The 17,784-nt window shown below is 45.8% G+C and carries 12 protein-coding genes and 1 pseudogene; 6 read left to right on the top strand and 7 right to left on the bottom strand.

Annotated elements, in window-relative coordinates; translation table 11 throughout:
* Positions 1-27: 27 nt before the first annotated feature.
* The 3 genes from AC3A14_RS09095 to AC3A14_RS09085 form a co-directional block, all read right to left on the bottom strand.
* Positions 28-1,146, bottom strand: a complete 1,119-nt coding sequence (locus tag AC3A14_RS09095; RefSeq protein WP_318732770.1) for a TRAP transporter substrate-binding protein — start codon at positions 1,144-1,146, stop codon at positions 28-30.
* A gap of 69 nt (positions 1,147-1,215) precedes the next feature.
* Positions 1,216-2,478 carry a sensor histidine kinase gene (locus AC3A14_RS09090; RefSeq protein WP_318732769.1) on the bottom strand — a complete coding sequence of 421 codons (1,263 nt, stop codon included), beginning with the start codon at positions 2,476-2,478 and terminating at the stop codon, positions 1,216-1,218.
* Between the two features lie 69 nt (positions 2,479-2,547).
* Positions 2,548-4,026: a CoA-acylating methylmalonate-semialdehyde dehydrogenase gene (locus AC3A14_RS09085; RefSeq protein ID WP_318735210.1), complete on the bottom strand. Its 1,479-nt coding sequence runs from the start codon at positions 4,024-4,026 to the stop codon at positions 2,548-2,550.
* A 536-nt stretch (positions 4,027-4,562) separates the two neighbouring features.
* On the opposite strand from AC3A14_RS09085, the gene AC3A14_RS09080 reads away from it, so the two are divergent.
* Positions 4,563-5,225 (top strand): PEP-CTERM sorting domain-containing protein, encoded by a 663-nt coding sequence (locus AC3A14_RS09080; RefSeq protein WP_318732768.1) that lies wholly within the window; start codon positions 4,563-4,565, stop codon positions 5,223-5,225.
* A 220-nt stretch (positions 5,226-5,445) separates the two neighbouring features.
* On the opposite strand, the gene crtB is transcribed toward AC3A14_RS09080, so the two are convergent.
* Both crtB and pds read right to left on the bottom strand, forming a co-directional pair.
* A complete protein-coding gene (gene crtB / locus AC3A14_RS09075) occupies positions 5,446-6,369 on the bottom strand; it encodes a 15-cis-phytoene synthase CrtB (protein WP_318719583.1) in 924 nt (307 codons plus the stop codon).
* Between the two features lie 30 nt (positions 6,370-6,399).
* Positions 6,400-7,824, bottom strand: coding sequence for a 15-cis-phytoene desaturase (gene pds, locus AC3A14_RS09070; RefSeq protein ID WP_318699200.1), 1,425 nt, complete (start codon positions 7,822-7,824; stop codon positions 6,400-6,402).
* Between the two features lie 633 nt (positions 7,825-8,457).
* Between pds and gltX the strand changes: the two genes are divergently transcribed.
* Positions 8,458-9,909: a glutamate--tRNA ligase gene (gene gltX / locus AC3A14_RS09065; RefSeq protein WP_318732767.1), complete on the top strand. Its 1,452-nt coding sequence runs from the start codon at positions 8,458-8,460 to the stop codon at positions 9,907-9,909.
* A 70-nt stretch (positions 9,910-9,979) separates the two neighbouring features.
* On the opposite strand, the gene AC3A14_RS09060 is transcribed toward gltX, so the two are convergent.
* On the bottom strand, positions 9,980-13,021 hold the full coding sequence (locus AC3A14_RS09060) for an SMC family ATPase (RefSeq protein ID WP_318732766.1): 3,042 nt from the start codon (positions 13,019-13,021) through the stop codon (positions 9,980-9,982).
* Positions 13,022-13,248: 227 nt separating this feature from the next.
* Between AC3A14_RS09060 and ltaE the strand changes: the two genes are divergently transcribed.
* Together ltaE and AC3A14_RS09050 are read left to right on the top strand one after the other, a co-directional pair.
* Positions 13,249-14,277 carry a low-specificity L-threonine aldolase gene (gene ltaE / locus AC3A14_RS09055; protein ID WP_318732765.1) on the top strand — a complete coding sequence of 343 codons (1,029 nt, stop codon included), beginning with the start codon at positions 13,249-13,251 and terminating at the stop codon, positions 14,275-14,277.
* A 66-nt stretch (positions 14,278-14,343) separates the two neighbouring features.
* Positions 14,344-14,709: a cupin domain-containing protein gene (locus AC3A14_RS09050; protein ID WP_318732764.1), complete on the top strand. Its 366-nt coding sequence runs from the start codon at positions 14,344-14,346 to the stop codon at positions 14,707-14,709.
* A gap of 36 nt (positions 14,710-14,745) precedes the next feature.
* Here the strand turns inward: AC3A14_RS09050 and AC3A14_RS09045 are convergent.
* A pseudogene (locus tag AC3A14_RS09045) lies at positions 14,746-15,172 on the bottom strand (PDDEXK nuclease domain-containing protein); the annotation flags it as partial.
* 772 nt (positions 15,173-15,944) lie between these two features.
* Here AC3A14_RS09045 and AC3A14_RS09040 point away from each other — a divergent pair.
* On the top strand, positions 15,945-16,763 hold the full coding sequence (locus AC3A14_RS09040) for a tetratricopeptide repeat protein (RefSeq protein ID WP_318732762.1): 819 nt from the start codon (positions 15,945-15,947) through the stop codon (positions 16,761-16,763).
* A 172-nt stretch (positions 16,764-16,935) separates the two neighbouring features.
* Positions 16,936-17,628: a hypothetical protein gene (locus tag AC3A14_RS09035; protein WP_318699193.1), complete on the top strand. Its 693-nt coding sequence runs from the start codon at positions 16,936-16,938 to the stop codon at positions 17,626-17,628.
* The last annotated feature ends 156 nt before the right edge of the window (positions 17,629-17,784 follow it).

Raw genomic sequence — 17,784 nt, 5'->3', positions numbered from 1 at the left:
CCCATTCCCTAGCGCGAAGCGCTATGATTAGCGATCGCGATTAAACGCAAAATTGGCATAGCTCAGTTCGCTGACTGCGTGCCACCCCGAAATATTATTGCGAAACGCCCTCCAATGGTCATAAACAGCCTTAAAACCGGGATCTTGAGCAGCCATTTCTTCCTGGAGTTCAATCGCTATTGCATAAGCCGCATTCAATATTTCTTCGCTGAAGGGTAACAACTCCGTACCGCGACTGATTAATCGCTTTAGAGCCGCACCATTTTCCGTGTCATAGTGAGCCAATGTCGTCACATGAGTTTCTATAGCTGCCGCTTTAAAAATTTCTTGGTATATATTAGGCAGTTGATTCCAAGCCTCTAAATTAACGTAGAGTTGAAATAGAAAACTCGTTTCCCACCAACCGGGATAGTAGTAGTAAGGAGCAACATGATAAATTCCCAGGTTTTCATCATCAAACGGCCCGCTAAACTCTGCCGCATCAAGCTCTCCTGACTCCATAGCGGAAAAGACTTCAGTGGAAGATAAGGTAACCGGCTCGACTCCTAAACGACTCATTACCTGCGCTCCAGCGCCCGGTATTCTCATCTTTAGCCCGTTAAAATCGGCTGGTGTAGAGACTTTTTCTCTGAACCATCCTCCCATCTGAACCCCAGTTTGCCCTGCTGGAAAATTAATCACGCCATAGTCAGCATAGAGATCTTGTAAAAGGTTCAAGCCACCTCCCCGATATAGCCAGGCGGTGAGCTGTTGGGAATTCATGCCAAAGGGTAATGTATCGATACCAAAGACGCGGTTTTTCTCGATATAGTAAGTGCCTCCTGAGTGACCGCATTCTACTGTGCCATTACCAACAGCATCTAAGATTTCTAAGGGAGGCACTAATTCTCCTCCACCATAGGGAATAATTACGAATCGTCCTCCTGTCATTTCTTTGACACGGCGCGATAGGGTTTCTGCGCTTCCAAATACAATATTGAGTGCTTTAGACCAACTGGTAGCCATTCGCCATTGCACAACGGGAAAAAGGACATTGGAGTCTGGTTCAATTGGTTCACTTTGCTGATCTGGCTGGCTACAACTGCCTAGGGCGGCTGCTCCTGTTAAGGCCGTTGCTGATGTATGGATAAAGTGGCGACGTTTCATGATTTCATGGATTTAAATTTATCATTACTTTTTTCTTCTATGACTGGATTTTCGGGCGACTGAATTGGCTTAACCTTGGATCGGAATTTCAATGGTAAATGTAGTTCCTTTCCCTAGATGAGATTCTACACTCAGTTGTCCTTGGTGCTTTTCTACCACAATTTGATGAGCGATCGCCAGTCCCAATCCGGTTCCTTTTCCCACCGGTTTAGTGGTAAATAACGGTTCAAACAAACGGGTTTGGATCGATTCGGGAATACCGAGACCATTATCGGTAATTTGAATCTCAATTTTGTCTGAGGGCAATAATTTGGTTTGGATTTCAAGTTTTGGGTTGTCTAATTTACCTTGTAAGAGGCTTTCATCTAGAGCATCAATCCCATTGGCTAAGATATTCATAAATACCTGATTCAGCGGCCCGGGATAGCACAAGACTGGGGGCAGGGAATTGTAGGCTTTAATGATTTCGATGGGGTCGCGATCTCCACTCCCTTTGATACGATGTTGCAAAATAGTCAGGGTACTATCTAGACATGCGTGTAAGTCTGCTTCAATTTTTGTTTCGCTATCGGCACGAGAAAAGATCCGCAGAGATTCCGATATGTTTTTGATTCGTTTGACACCAAGAGTAAAAGATTCGATGATTTTTTCCATATCCTCCAGCACAAAATCTAAATCTAAATCATCTATAGCTTTCTCTAATTCTGTTGAGGGTTTAGGACAGTCTTGCTCGTAGAGATGAAGAATGTCTTTTACACTTACCACATAGTCTTTTAAGGGTTCAAGATTGCTAGAAAGAAAGGTAATTGGATTATTGAGTTCGTGGGCAATCCCCGCGACCATTTCTCCTAAACTGGAGAGTTTTTCTTGTTGAACTAACTGAACCTGAGCTTGTTGCAAAGCAGCCGTGCGATCGCGCACTTGGTCTTCTAAAGATTCTCTCAAGTGTTTGAGTTGCAGATGCACCCGTACTCTTGCGAGGACTTCTTCGCGATCGAAAGGTTTTGGAATGTAATCGACTGCACCTAGAGCAAAGCCTTTCGTTTTGCTTTCTGTATCAGATAATGCCGTAGCGAAAATAATGGGAATTTTTTCGGTAAGAGGTTTTTCTTTGAGTCGAGAACAGACTTCAAAACCATCTATTCCTGGCATTTGTACATCAAGCAAGATGAGTTCGGGTTGATTCCGTTCGACAAGAGTGAGGGTACTTTCTCCATCCATCGCTACCCGAAAGCGAAATCCTTCACTACTAAGGGCTTCTGAGAGTACGGATAGATTAGTGGGATTATCATCTACAATTAGAATAAACCCAGAATCTTGATTTTTTGGCATCTAATTGGCATCTCAATTTGGCAATCTTGTTTATAGGAAATTATAATCTATTTTTTATGACCGATGAGGTTAAAAGTGCCGCGACCAGTTCTTGGGCCAGCGTTCAATGACAACTTTAGTTTGAGTGAAAAATTCAACGGCATGACGGCCTTGACCGTGTAAATCCCCAAAAAAGCTCTCTTTCCAACCACTAAAGGGGAAGAAGGCCATGGGTGCAGCAACACCAATGTTAATCCCAATATTTCCGGCTTCAACTTCATAGCGGAATTTACGGGCGGCTGCGCCATTACTGGTAAATAAACAGGCCATATTTCCCCAGGGACTTTGGTTGATTAAGGCGATCGCCTCCTCTAAATCGTTCACATGCATTAAGCCCAGAACTGGGCCGAAAATTTCGGTTCCGGCGATCGCGCTCTCTGGCTCAACTCCATCTAAAATAGTCGGTCGCACAAAGTAACCTTTTTCGTAACCGGGAATGTTCGCCTTTCTGCCATCTACAAGAAGTTGAGCGCCTTCTTGGGTTCCGCGATCGATTAATCCTTCAATTCTCTGTTGACTCCCTTCAGTAATGACTGGGCCCATTTGGATACCTTCATCCAGACCAAACCCGACCTTACGCTCCCTTGCGGTGGTGGCGATCGCCTCCCGAAACGAATCTCGCACAGAACCAACCGTGAGAGCGATCGAAGCCGCTAAACAGCGCTGTCCCGCACAGCCAAACGCACTATCAATCACAATACGCGTCGTCATCTCCAGATCCGCATCCGGCAGCACAATAATCGGATTTTTTGCTCCTCCCTGACACTGCACCCGCTTCCCATGCGCCGCCGCTTGACTATATATATATCGAGCCACTGGACTAGAACCGACAAAACTAATCGCCCGAATCAAGGGGTGCTCTAAAATTGCGTCTACGGTTTCCTTCGCTCCATGGACTAAATTCACTACTCCGTTGGGTAGTCGTGTTTCCTCTAACAGATGAAACACCTTTTCCATTGTCAGGGGCACTTTCTCCGAAGGTTTTACAATATAAGTATTGCCACAAGCGAGAGCATAGGGCATAAACCAAAACGGAATCATCGCCGGGAAATTAAACGGTGCAATAACTGCTGCAACTCCTACCGGTTGCCGAATCATGATTTCATCAATCCCCTGGGCAATATCTTCCAGATTAACCCCTTGCATCAGAGTCGGAATCCCACAAGCCACTTCCACATTCTCAATCGCTCGCCGTAACTCCCCTTGGGACTCCTTCAACGTTTTACCGCACTCGATCGTAATTGTCTGGGCAAGGCTCTCAAAATCCCGCTCTAACAACCCCTTTAGCTTAAACAAATACTGAATTCTCTCTTGAGGCGGAACCCTGCGCCAATCCTGCTGAGTGATATTAGCTGCCGTTGCTGCGCGATCGACCTCAGTAGCTGGAGAAACCGGAACTTTTCCTAAGTCCTCACTCGTCGCTGGGTTTGTTACCGAAATCGATTCCGTTGCTCTAGAGACGCACCATTGCCCATTGATATAGTTTTGTAAACTTCGAGTTTCGGTCATAACTTGTACTTACCCCACTCACGAGTTCCCACTCAACCTACTCTAATGGTATTTTCCCACTCTCCCTACTCGTAAGCAATCTTTCCACACGTGGTCCACGTTAATGGACTCACAACCCAAATTTTACGCAATAAACCGAGGCAAAATCAAAGACAAACTCAAAAATTTTCTTTAAGATCATAAAGTATAAAGACAAAGGTATTATACTAGAAGAATACACAGTATCGCTTTAGACGAGGTCAATCCAGGCAAAGATAGCTCTCTCGTGACCCAGATCCGGGAAATCCCAGATCAACTTCACAGATCCTTCATGATGAACCTATTTTTTTAAAGTTTCCGTGAAGTTTCGGGAAATGCTTGTAAGTACGCCGTAGTTCTTGCTAGCTTAGAGTCATGAGAGGAAAACACTCAGGAACATTACTGAACATGTTTACTCAGGGTGTTCACAATGTTGTTTCTACAAGCTCGAAAAGATATTGGTCTAAGCTCAATACTAAACAAACACTCATTCAAGTTATTTGGAGTCCTAATAAGTCATGAAAAACCAACTCGTTGCTTCTATCGCTGTTCTTCCCTTAACCGTTGCTGGTGTTATGGCTACTTCCAGTGCTGCCAAGGCTTTCAGCTCTACTCAATTCAGCGGTGGTTTTGGTATCGACGGTCTAACGAGTGTTACCTTAACTAAAGATGCACTAGACTTTAATAATGAACCCTTCACTCCTGTGGCTCTGACAACTCAGGAAGGTGTTTTTGCTCCATTCCAAACTGCACAAATCCAGGAAGTCGTTAGCTTTAGTGGTGATATCTATGAAAATCCTTTCCTAGATTTCGGGACGAAAAATCCTTTTGAGGTGGCCATGGGTGATGTTGGGGAAATTACTGACGGAGCTAACGTCTTCATCTTAGAGAATGCTGAATATGATATTAAGCAAAGTGGTGCTAATATTTCTATTGATGTAGCACTTTTTGGTACCTTTGACATTAGTGGGGAAACAACGAAGGGGGCAGGTAACCTGACTTTCCAACAGAACAATATGACGGTTGATGAGGCTTGGGCTATTCTCAATTCTGGTGGTTCAATTGATGATATGGCTCTAAGTGGTGCTGTATTTACTGCTGTACCTGAACCTGCAACTCTCCTGGGTCTTGGTCTAGTTGGTGCAGCCTTAGTTGGTACTCGTCGTCGCCAAAATGGATAAGGTGTAAAAGAAAAGAAGGGTTATAGTCATTAAGATCTATCTGCAAAAATGGGATCTGTAGGGGCAAATGGTTGTTTGCCCCTACAATCATATCTGAATCTTATTTGAATCAACTGCCCGCCCTACCACGATCGCCAAGAATCTCAGAATAGGACAAAACTGGATGAAGTGCTACTAAACAAGGGACCCTCAGCCCCTTGCTTAAAGTAATTGGATAGGATTAGAAGATTTGCGATCGCATATAAGCCACAGGCAAAGTCACCAATTTCTTCGGTAAAGACACATAAGCGCGTTTGCTAAATACATCATAATCATTGCGTTCGATCGCTCCTAAAATCTGTTGATAGAGCATCAACGCTGACCAAACTGGCCATCGAGCATCCCGAATCAGATAGCGTACCCCCCGTTCTGCTTGTTTGTAGAACTTCCGCGCTCGTTGAATTTGAAAGCGCATAAACTCGCGCCAACGCTTGTCAATCACCCCGTTCAGTAAATCCTCTTCCGTATAGTCAAACAGAGCCAACTCTTCCAAGGGTAAATAAATTCTGCCGCGCTGAATGTCTTCCCCTACATCCCTGAGAATATTTGTTAACTGGTTGGCAATACCTAGGGCTACCGCCTCTTCTATCGGTACATAGGGGCGATTATGCCAAGGAGCAACAGAACCGGACTCATCTACGCCCATTACACACGTAGACATTAACCCCACGGTTCCCGCAACTCGGTAACAGTACAAATACAGATCGTCAAACGTTTGATACCGACTTTGGAATAAATCCATTCGTTGCCCGGCAATCATATCGCGAAAGGGCTGAATGTCTAGGGGAAACTGGTGTAGGGCATCCACTAGGGCAACTTCTTCATCGGTGATGGCACGTCCGTCAAACACTTCTTCTAGGCGTTGTTCCCAATGGTCAAGGGTTTCTGGAGTGGTAATTTCACTTTCCTTACCATCTACCAATTCATCGGTATGCCGACACCAAGCATAAATGGCCCAGATGGCGCGGCGCTTGATTTCTGGCATCAACAGGGTTCCTAAATAGAAGGTTTTAGCGTAGGTTGCCGTAATTTGACGACAGAGTTCATAGGATTGTTCTAGGGAGACAAGCGGTCTCATGCGAGCAGGCTTCGGTAATTGCAGCATGGGTTACAGAGAGATTCGGCGGTGGGAAATTTAGAGGGCAGACTCAGATTTAGCCGGGGACTTTATTGGAGTTTCTCCTAATTCCTGACTTCTGACAATAGCTTGGGCGGTTAATTTGCCGGATAAGACTGCTCCTTCCATGCTGGCGAGGTAGCGCTGCATGGTGTAATCTCCAGTGAGATAGAAGTTGGGAATGGGAGTTTCTTGGGAAGGGCGATGATTTTGCCGTCCGGGGGTGGCTTTGTAGACTGAGCGAGGGGTTTTGACGACGTGGGATTTGAGTAATTTTGTCGGGTTGTCGCCCGTGAAATGTTGGGGAAATAGGGTTTTCAGTTCGGCTAAAGTGGCGGCGATGATTTCTTCATCGGATTTCGAGATCCAGTCTTTAGCGGGGGCTAGAACCAGTTCCAGCATGGAGCGGTCTGGGTTAGCGTACTCTTTGCAGGTGTTACTCATGTCTGCGTAGACACTGAGAAGGGGAGAGCGGGAAAAGAGCAGATGGTCAATGTCGGTGAGTTTGCGGTCAAACCACAGGTGCAGGTTGATGACGGGAACCCCTTCTAGTCCTTGGAGTTGCTGGAAGTAGGGCATGGTTCGCCAAGGTTGGGGCAGGATGGTTTTCAGGGGATCTACGGGCATGGCAGAAACGTAGACATCGGCGGTTAGCTCTTCATCGGGTTGACCGTCGAGTCCGCGCAGTAAAAAGCTGCCAACGCTGTAGTCGTCTTTGAGGAGGAATTGTTTGATGGGGGCGTTGAGTCGAACTTGGCCACCGCGATCGCTAATATAATCGACTAAAGGCTGGCACAGTCTTTCTGTGGGAGAGCCATCGAGGAAGGCCATTTTCGAGCCGTTTTTCTCCTGGAGAAATCGATTCAGAGCTGTGAGGATAATGGTGGCAGAAATTTCATCGGGGTTAATGAAGTTCAACGCTTTGGACATGGCGATGAAGACTTCGGTTTCAATGCGAGGCGGTACGTTTTGTTTTTTGAGCCATTCACTAAAGGAATATCGATCCATTTCCTCTACATAGCTCTGTCCCTTAAGGATAGCTGGAAGCAGTCCGATGCCAAATTGGATTTTTTCGCCCCAGGTGAGCATATCGTTATTGCGGAGAATGGCAATTAGACCATTAATGGGAGCGGGAAGATCGGGAAAGTCAAACCGGGAGTAGGTTCCGGGTTGTTCTGGCTGGTTGAAGATCATCGTGTGCTGTTTCCATTGCAAACGGTCTTCAATGTCGAGTTCTTTGAATAATTGCAGCATATTGGGATAAGCCCCAAAAAAGATGTGCAATCCGGTTTCGTACCAGTCCCCGTCTTCGTCTTTCCAGGCGGCTACTTTTCCTCCTAGGACATCCCGACGCTCTAGGACAATGGGGGTGTGACCCGCATCGGTGAGGTATTTGGCGCAGGAGAGTCCTGCTAATCCAGCTCCAGCGATCGCAACTCGCATTTAGTTTCTTTTTCGCTCTGTAACATTTCTTAGTATTCTACACCAGTCTGCCCAGAGTTCTCAATTTTTGATCGAAGATTGCCAGAAATCTGGATTTCTGATGCCGAAACCACTGGTGAGCAAAGTTGCCAGTTACCCAGGTGTCTCTAGTCTTACCCATCAGGAACGACACGATCTCCCTGTCCTATAGCAGAGAAAAAGTTCGCTACCGTAACCTATTCCCCATTCCCTAGCGCAAAGCGCTTTGTGCGGTTTAGAGACTAGCACAATCGGGATAGATCGAGTTCCAGCATTTCCTTATGGTGTAAAGCATAGGGGAAGTTAACGCGCTGCTTACTTCACGCGATTGTTTTTCCCATCCATGATTTGTCATTCATCACCTCATCTGGAGTAGCGGCTGACTATGTATTTAACTGGCGTTTTCTTAACTCAAAATCCTAAAGTGTTAACGACCCCTTGGTTCTGGAAAGCCTTGATTTCCATGGGTAAAGGTTGGGTCTTATTTTGTCAATATTCTTGGCTGATTTCCCCCCTGAAGTGTCTTTTGGCGAGTTAGTTTTCAATCCTTATAGGGATTTAAGAGCATTTCAAGGGTTAGAATGAGAAAAAGTTGTATCGAAAGAGAAAACTTTTGTGAGCGTCAGAGTTAGAATTGCACCGAGTCCCACTGGAAACCTCCATATTGGTACAGCACGGACGGCTGTATTTAACTGGTTATTCGCCCGCCATCTAGGAGGACAGTTTATTCTCAGAATTGAAGATACGGATCGGGAGCGATCGCGCCCCGAATACACCGATAATATCCTCGCAGGCCTCAATTGGCTAGGCTTAACCTGGGATGAAGGCCCATTTTATCAGTCCCAACGGCTCGATCTCTATAAACAAGCCGTACAAACCTTACTCGATCAAGGATTAGCCTATCGCTGCTATTGCACTCCCGAAGAACTCGACGACATGCGAGCCAAGCAAAAAGCCGCCGGACTTGCTCCCCGCTATGATAACCGCCATCGCAATTTGACGGCAGACGAACAAGCCGCCTTTGAAGCTGAAGGTCGCAAACCCGTCATTCGCTTTAGAATAGACGACGATCGCACCATTGTTTGGAAAGATTTAGTCCGAGGAACCGTCAGTTGGAAAGCCAGCGACTTAGGGGGGGATATGGTGGTTGCTCGTGCTGCCGAAGCCGGAGGAGTCGGCCAACCCCTCTATAATTTAGCTGTAGTCGTTGATGATATGGACATGGCCATTACCCATGTCATTCGCGGCGAAGATCATATTGCCAACACTGCCAAACAGATTTTACTCTACGAAGCCTTCGGCGGACAGGTTCCTGAATTTGCCCACACGCCCCTCATCTTAAATCAAGAAGGGCGCAAACTCTCCAAGCGCGATGGCGTAACCTCCATTTCCGACTTCCGTAAGATGGGCTATATTGCTCCGGGTTTAGCCAATTATATGACCCTGTTGGGGTGGACGGCTCCCGATGCGACGCAGGAAATCTTTACCCTAGACGAAGCTGCCAAAACCTTTACCTTCGATCGCGTCAATCAAGCCGGTGCTAAATTTGATTGGGACAAACTCAACTGGATTAACAGCCAATATCTCCATCATCTTCCCATCCCTGAATTAACCGATCTGATCCTTCCCGTCTGGAAAGAAGCCGGTTTTGCCACAGACTCCCAAGAGCGTCCCTGGTTAGAACAAATTGTTGCCTTAATCGGCCCTAGTTTAACCCGTTTGCCGGAAGCCGTGGAATTAGCACAAATGTTCTTTACTGAAGAGATCGAGTTTTCTGAAGAAGCAACGGAACAACTGCAAAAAGAGGGCGTAAAAGAGATTCTAGAGTCCCTTTTAGCTACAGTCGAAGGGCAAAGCGCCACTGAAGACACCCTCAAAGATGCCATCAAAGCCGTCACCAAAGCGAAAAAGGTGAAAAAAGGTTTAGTCATGCGGAGTCTACGTGCCGCCTTAACGGGTGAAGTCCACGGCCCCGACTTGATCCAATCTTGGTTACTCTGGAATCAGAAAGGACAAGATGGCGATCGCATCAAACAATCCCTGAAAACGCTAGCTTCCTCAGTATAGAATAGATGGCTTGCTGGTAGAACCCCGGTTTCTTCAAGAAACCGGGGTTCTATGACTCAGGTATCGATCGTCAACTTTGTACCGAAAGTTGCGAACCATTCGCCGTTTTCGTCACCTCGATACGCACCGGAAACGCTTCCTTAAAGAAATTCAGGTGAGTAATAGTGAGGATGCAGGCAAATTCAGGAGAAATGGCATTGATCGCCGCGATCAGGCGATCGCACCCTTCCTCGTCTTGTGTGCCAAATCCTTCATCAATAATCAGCATTTGTAAGGCGGTTCCCGACTGTTGCGCCAATAGTTTCGCTAAGGCTAGACGAATGGCAAAGTTTACCCGAAAGGCTTCCCCCCCCGAATAAGTTTCATAGGGACGAGTTCCCTGGGAATCGGCAATTAAAATATCCAGGGTTTCCACCCATTTATCTTTCTTCGTTTTCTGGGATTTTTGCGTGATAAACTGCACATGCAACTGGTGAGAACTCAACCGTGCTAACACCCGATTCGTTTGAGCTTCTAACTCTGGTAAAATGTTCTCAATCATTAGAGATTGAATCCCTTTTTTACCAAAAGCATACATTAACTCAGCGTACACTCGATAGTTTCTCTGAGCAACTTCCAGTTGTTGTTTAATCGTTTGATACTGCCGATTGAGGCTTTTTAAATGTTGCTGCTGCTGTTGCAATCTACCCTTACGAGCCAATAACTCTTCTCGCTGATTTTGCCCGTCCTGAAGTTGGCACTCTAAAGCTCTCACTTGAGGCGTAGCATCCGGATTTTGTAGCAGAACTTTATGCAACTGAGCTAAACTTTCGCCCAATTCCTGCGTCCGATATTGATGATCCTCTAAGCGACGATCTAACTCTAGACAAGTCTGACCAACTTGGGGATACTGTTCTTGGGCTTGTTCCAATTGTTGATGACGAAATTGGGCACTTTGAGCCTTCCTCAACTGATCGATCAATCTTTGATGGCTCTCTGGATCGTAGTCAATTTCCGCTAACTGGGTTTCTAATGTTTGAATTTGGCGCTGGAGGCTAGAGGTTGTCTGTAATTTCTCTAAACGGCGGCTCAGTTGTTGATCTTGATCTTGTAATTCTGGACGCTCTTCTTGGAGTTTTTTCTGCTGTTTGAGAGCCGATTTAATTTCTCCTTTTTTCATATCTGCCCAGCGCCATTTTTCGACTTGACCTCTAGCGAGGACATGATCTTTTTCATCATATTTGAGTTGCTGAATCCGTCGATCGATTGTTTCCAGTTCAATGTAGAGATCCTGGGCATAGCTGCGAGTTTGCAAAGCGTCCTCTAGCTCCAAAATTTCCGTTTGCAACTGTTGGAGGCGTTCCAGTTTTTGCTCCGTGACATCTAAGACAGCTTTGAGTTGTCCTCGCTTTTCCAGAGCGGGACTGAGCCTAGCCAGTTCGCGATCCAAATCTCGGTATTCTTGGCGGAACACTTTAATTTCTAATTCAGAGGTGGCAAGCTGATCTCGAATGACCCAGATTTGATTGAGGATTTGTTGTTGTTCGGACGTGTGTTTTTCTTGCACTAAGTGCCAGTGGTGTTCATCCAGGGGGCGATCGCATAATGGACAAGGTGGATAGATTCGATCGTCACTATTTTCTGGACTCGATCGCTGTTTCAGCAATTGTAATTTTTGACTAATGGCATCGAGTTGGCTTTCGTAGCCGCGCTGTTGTGCCTGCAACCGCTCCATCATATTACGCCGTTCTTGCCCTTTTTCTAAGACGCGCTGTTGATAAATGCGTTTTTTCTCCAATTGGGCAATTTCACCGGCTAAATCTTCAGCCGCTTGTTCTAATAAAGGGGTTTGGGCTTGTTCGGTTTGCAGTTGTTTCCAAGAACTTTGTAATTCTTCGAGTTTAGCTCGACATTGGGCAGTGGCTTGGTCAATTTTCCGTTGCAGATTTTGGCGATGGTGAAGCAGGGGAGAGACTTGCAATTGAAGTTGATCGAGGGAATTGAGGCGATCGCGAGCTTGTTGTAGTTTAACTTGAGCTGCTTCAATTTCTGGCTGGCGATCGAGGATGGCTTGTAGTTCTCTTTCTTGAGTTTGCAGATGATCCAGTTGAATTTGAATCAGACGTAGTTGATCTTCTAAGGCTTGTTGTTGCTCTTTTTGCGTCTGACGCAAGTGATTAAGCTGTTCTTGGGTGGTTTGATAGGTGCTAAATTGGGCAGCAAGTTGAGCTTCTTTCGCTTGCAGGTTCTGGAAGGTGTTGTAAGCCGTGGTAATATCACTTTCTTGGGCTAAAAGGCTTTCGAGTTGCTCTTTTTGGGTGTGAGCCGTGTCTCGCTCCTGGTGCAAACGCTGGCGATCGCGCTCCAAGCTTTCTTGTTGACTTTCATGCCACTGGAGTTGTTGCTGTAGCGTTTGTTGCTGATGTTGGAGAGTTTGCCAACTACTCAGTTGTTGTTTTGCTCTCGTTTGCGTCTGGTGCAGTTGGTGCAGATGTTGCTCTACTTCTTGCAATTGCTGGGCGATCGCCTCTTCTGTCGTCAGTTGGCTTTCAATTGCCTGAAGTTGCGGTTGCAGGACTCCCACAGTCGCTTTATGCTGGACAGAAATTTCTTTGGCGCGATCGCTTAACCGATCGTATTGATCCAAATTCAATAACCGCGCCAAAATCTGTTTCCGCTCCATTGCCCCTTTGAGCATAAACTCATCCGCTCTTCCCTGGCGCAAATAAGCCGAATTCACAAACGTATGGTAATCTAATTTCAGACTCTCAATAATAAGCTGCTGAGTTTGGCGCATATTCCGACTCGTCAGCGAACGGAACCCACTTTCCGTCTGCACCTGAAACTCTAGACTCGTACTTTGTCCCCGTTGACGAGTGCGCATGACGCGAAACGTTTGTTGATGCTGAATAAGACTAAACGTAACCCGAACTTCCGCCGCTCCATAGTGGATCAAGTCATCTTCGCTACCCACGCGACTTTTGCCCCACAGACTCCAGGCGATCGCCTCAAGTAAAGACGACTTCCCCGATCCATTTACACCAGAGATGCAAGCGGTATGGAGTTGACTAAAATCTAGCGTCGCCTCCTGATAACTCAGAAAGTTTTTCAGCGTCAATTGTAGCGGTATCATTCCAAAAGGACACCCTTATACTGTTGTATTCTCAAGCTAGTTCATCCTCAATACTATTCTGTTCGTGCAAGTGATGCAATCTCTGTGAGAAGGTGGGGAGATAGGGGAGGTTAACCCACCTGAGCAGTATTGAATTCTTGACTATTCTTGAAAATTGGGTTAAACATCTGGTTCGACATAGTCAGTAAAAAACTTCTGAGTAAACCCTAACATCTTCTCTAAAGCTTATGATGATTGACTTAAGAAGCGATACAGTAACTCAGCCCACCCCTCAAATGCGACAGGCGATCGCCAATGCCCAGGTGGGTGATGATGTATTGGGTGACGATCCAACAGTTCAAGCTCTAGAATCTTACGTGGCAGAGCTACTCGGTAAAGAGGCGGCTGTCTTTATGCCTTCGGGTACAATGACTAACCAGGTGGCTCTGCGTGCCCATACAGAACCGGGTGATGAAGTCATTTTTGATGCCAACGCCCACCTCTATTATTACGAAGGAGGTGCCCCAGCCGCACTCTCAGGCGTGATGTGCCGTCTGATTGATGGCGATCGCGGTGTATTTACCGCCGACGCTCTCAAGGCAGTACTGCGTCCCGTTGACGATCATTTTCCCAGAACGAAACTGGTTTGCCTAGAAAATACTCACAATCGAGGGGGCGGACATATTTATCCTCTTGAAGATATTAAGGCGATCGCCCATGTATGCCAAGAGCAGGGATTGCAATTACATCTCGATGGGGCACGATTGTGGAATGCCTGCATTGCTACGGGCATTTCTGAAGGAGATTATGCTCGCTCATTTGATTCCGTCAGTGTCTGCTTTTCTAAAGGATTAGGCGCACCTGTGGGTTCAGCTCTGGTAGGTTCTAACGAATTTATTGCGCGATCTCGGCGGTTTCGCAAGATGTTTGGCGGAGCCATGCGTCAAGCAGGTATTCTCGCCGCTGGAGCATTGTATGCCCTCAAGCATCATCGAGAGCGATTACAAGACGATCACGACAATGCTCGCCTCCTCGCCGAGAGCCTACAAACCGTTCCGGGTATTGAGATTGATCCGGCAGCAATTCAAACCAATATCATACAATTCAAAACCCTATCGATTCCGGCTTCAATGCTCGTTGAAAAGCTCAGAGAGAAAGGTGTTTTGGTACTGGCTACTGGAACCTATTCCATTAGAGCTGTAACCAATTTAATGGTGAGCCGAGAACAAATTCAACAGGTTCCAGACATCGTTAAAGATGTTCTAGTGGCTGGCTAATGGTTGGGTTTCCCATCACCTTCACACCCCTAAAATTTTAATGGAGAACATCAAAGGAGTAGATTGATGGATAGCACAGTAATTAATCTAACTGAGAAATTTGAGCAATTTTCAGATTATTGGAATCCTAAAATCGTAGGAGAACTCAATGGACAACAGGTGAAGCTGGTTAAGTTTCAGGGAGAGTTTGTCTGGCACCATCACGACAATGAAGATGAGCTGTTCTTTGTCGTCAAGGGACAGTTCACCATGATGTTTCGCGATCGCCAGGTTGTTGTAAAACCAGGAGAATTTGTCATTGTTCCCAGAGGCGTTGAGCATAAGCCGGTTGCCGCAGCAGAAGTTCACGTTATGCTCTTTGAGCCTGCTTCGACGGTGAATACGGGGAACGTTAAAAACGAAAGAACGGTAAACGCTCTAGGGCATGTCTAGCGATCGTGTAGGGACGGGTTTGAAACGCGCCCCTATTCAGCCAAGCACTCGTTTACGGGCATTGGTAATCGCTTGTTGGAGTTTGCTTTGCAATACCTCTTTAGGAGGAAGAAACGCTAGATATTCGGCCACATGAATCCCGCTTCGATCGAGTTCAAGCCGTTCGATTTGTTCCGGCTTTTTACTCGCACAGAGGATGATACCCAGGGGAGGATTTTCGTCAGGCTCTTGCTCATATTTAGCCAGCCAGCAAGTACAGTTCCATCTGTCCTTTGTATTCCGCTTTGAAGCTACCCAGTTTTAAGTCAATCGCAATCAGGCGTTTGAGTTTGCGGTTATAAAATAATAAGTCCAGGTAAAAGTCATCATTGTCAATGTCCAGTTTTTTCTGAGGAGCAACGAATGTAAAGCCCGCTCCGAGTTCAAGGAGAAATTGTTCTAACTCTCGCACGATAGAATCTTCGTAGAAGTATTTCAATTACCTGCTCCAGAATTTAATGTCAAGGACAAACATACAGAGGCGATTCTATTCAGTTACAAAGAGCTAAAGGACATGGATAAAAGCGATCGCATTAGAGCATGTTATCAACACGCCTGTTTGCGCTATGTATGTCGCGAGCAAATGACCAATGAATCCTTACGGAAAAGATTTGTGATTGATGACAAAAACTATTCTACAGCTTCACGAATTATTGCGGATACGATTAACGAAGGATTCATTAAACCTTACGACCCTGAAAACAAATCGAAGAAACACGCTAAGTACATCCCTTACTGGGCGTAGTTGTTTATCGTTTCTATTGTCTGCATAAATAATCCTTATGTGATCGTTATGTGACTGGCCAGCAAAATTTTCTAAATTAGGGACGTAATGAAATACCTGAAAGTCCTATCTGATATGAATTACAGCTCTCAAGAGCTTAAGTTGTCCTTATGTGATTTTAAGCGATCGCCGATATAAATAGCGATCGCACAGAACTTACTCATTCACTCTATCGGTATGGTGTGTTAGTGAAGCACAGGACATCAATCTCCTATATATGGAGTCGTTGTGTAAGTCCTATCGCAGTTTCACTCATGTAGCAGCCTCCTTTTCGGTTTCTGGGGTATGGCGATCGCCTCCAGTCTCAAGTCTCTCTTAAAAATTGGGATTCAGGACACTTAATGATCTATATAATCTATAGATCGAGAACTAGCACCTAAGACAATAACCGATTACCCAGGAGAACAAAAATATGGAACACGCTATGGTGATTAACACAGACAACTTTACCCCAGAAGTCTTAGAAGCTTCCTATCAACACCCCGTATTACTCGATTTTTTTGCTACGTGGTGCGGTCCTTGTCAAATGATTAAGCCCATTTTGGAGAAGCTGGCTGTTGAATATGGGATTATTTTAGCCAAGGTTGATATCGATCAAAATCCAGAGTTAGCTAACCGCTACCACGTGGAAGGAGTCCCTGATATTCGCATGGTGCATCAGGGAGATGTGATTCCCGGTTTTGTCGGAGCCTTACCAGAGGTGCAAATCCGAGAAATGTTGTCTAAATTTAATCTGCAATCTTCCTTAGAACGAGATTTGGAAAGCATTAGAGGGTTAATCGCCCAAAAACAGTATCCCCAAGTCAAATCCGTTTTAGATCGGCTGTTTGAGACTTATCCTCAAGATCCAAGAGTGGTGTTAGTAGCAGCTGAATTTCTCACTCATTTGGGTCAATTGGAAGAGGCAGAAAAAATGCTGATGACTGTAGGTAAAGAGAATATAGAATTATTTTCCAAAGCCCAGTCGATGAAGGGATTATTATATTTCCAACGTCAAGTGAGTTTGTCAGTAGAAACAGAGTTAGATCGCGAATATGTAGACACTTGTCGTCGAGTGTTAGATCTCGATTATCAAGGAGCGCTCGAAGGCTTACTCTATTTTGTCGAGCAACACCGCTCCTATGAGCAGGATGCTGGCCGCAAGGGGATGTTAGCATTATTTGAGTATTTGGGAAACACTCATCCTTTGACTCAAGAGTATCGGAAAAAATTAGTTTCGTCTTTGTATTAAGAGAGAGAGAAAAGAGATTCAGTAGTGGACTGTCTCAGCTAGAATAGGGCATTAAGTAGAATTCATGGTTTTCCAATTACCCATTACCATGCGAAGCGCTGTAATTCCCGGAACTTGAGGAAAGCGTGTTCAGTCATGGAGGTGATGCTGTTAAGTAAAGGATGATGGGAATATGATCGGTTTTAGAGAGAAATCACTACACTCTCAAGTAGGCTTGGGTCTAAGTTTGGTCAGTTTATTAACGGTGAATTTGTCCGTGGGAGTGCTTCCTGTTATCGCCCAAACCAGTCCTCTGGTGAGCCAATTGTTCCCGGATGCCAATGATGTGGTGATTCCAGAGGGGGTTATTCTGCCGATGGTTTACGATCGCGCAGAAACAGTAGTGATTGCTCCTGATGAAACATTTGAGTTAGTGTTGACGATTCCCGATAATATTACCTCCCGTCAAGGACAGTTGTTGATTCCCAAGGGATCTCAGGTGAGGGGAGCTTTACAACCAATCGCTGGCAATACGGTAGGGACTCGGTTTGTGGCTGAGGAGTTGATTTTGGTGAATGGTTCTCGTTTGCCGTTGGATGCGGTTTCACGACGGTTTACAGAAACCGAGCAAATTGGCAGATCGCGAGCTACTTCAGTTCTCCGAGGTGCGGCTATCGGTGCGGGTGCAGCAACTATTTTAGCCGGGATAACTGGCGATCGCGCGATCGCCACGGAAGAAATCTTAGGGGGTGCAGGTTTAGGAGCGCTAACTGGGGTGTTTTTGGGCGGTGGAAAAAGTGATGTGTTTGTGATCGATCCCAATACGGATCTCGATTTACGTTTGCGATCGGATTTGAGAATTTCTACTAGAACTGGGCGCTGGTAATAGGGAATTGGCGATCGGAGTTTACCAAAAAGATGGGTCTAGAGCAACGCCCTTCCAGGGCGGCTTTTTCCTGACTCCTTGTGTTATAATAATATCATGAAAACCCTAAAGTTTAAGCTATACAAACATAAACGAAATAGATACCTGAAGCGACAG

The organism is Roseofilum sp. (assembly GCF_982964205.1).
Note: the sequence above shows the minus strand (reverse complement) of the source record. Positions and strands in the feature narration are given on the sequence as shown.

Bases quoted from the DNA above. Each gene is read 5' to 3' on its own strand.
- AC3A14_RS09095 (WP_318732770.1), bottom strand. From the start codon at position 1,146: ATGAAACGTCGCCACTTTATCCATACATCAGCAACGGCCTTAACAGGA.
- AC3A14_RS09090 (WP_318732769.1), bottom strand. From the start codon at position 2,478: ATGCCAAAAAATCAAGATTCTGGGTTTATTCTAATTGTAGATGATAAT.
- AC3A14_RS09085 (WP_318735210.1), bottom strand. From the start codon at position 4,026: ATGACCGAAACTCGAAGTTTACAAAACTATATCAATGGGCAATGGTGC.
- AC3A14_RS09080 (WP_318732768.1), top strand. From the start codon at position 4,563: ATGAAAAACCAACTCGTTGCTTCTATCGCTGTTCTTCCCTTAACCGTT.
- crtB (WP_318719583.1), bottom strand. From the start codon at position 6,369: ATGCTGCAATTACCGAAGCCTGCTCGCATGAGACCGCTTGTCTCCCTA.
- pds (WP_318699200.1), bottom strand. From the start codon at position 7,824: ATGCGAGTTGCGATCGCTGGAGCTGGATTAGCAGGACTCTCCTGCGCC.
- AC3A14_RS09060 (WP_318732766.1), bottom strand. From the start codon at position 13,021: ATGATACCGCTACAATTGACGCTGAAAAACTTTCTGAGTTATCAGGAG.
- ltaE (WP_318732765.1), top strand. From the start codon at position 13,249: ATGATGATTGACTTAAGAAGCGATACAGTAACTCAGCCCACCCCTCAA.
- AC3A14_RS09050 (WP_318732764.1), top strand. From the start codon at position 14,344: ATGGATAGCACAGTAATTAATCTAACTGAGAAATTTGAGCAATTTTCA.
- AC3A14_RS09040 (WP_318732762.1), top strand. From the start codon at position 15,945: ATGGAACACGCTATGGTGATTAACACAGACAACTTTACCCCAGAAGTC.
- AC3A14_RS09035 (WP_318699193.1), top strand. From the start codon at position 16,936: ATGATCGGTTTTAGAGAGAAATCACTACACTCTCAAGTAGGCTTGGGT.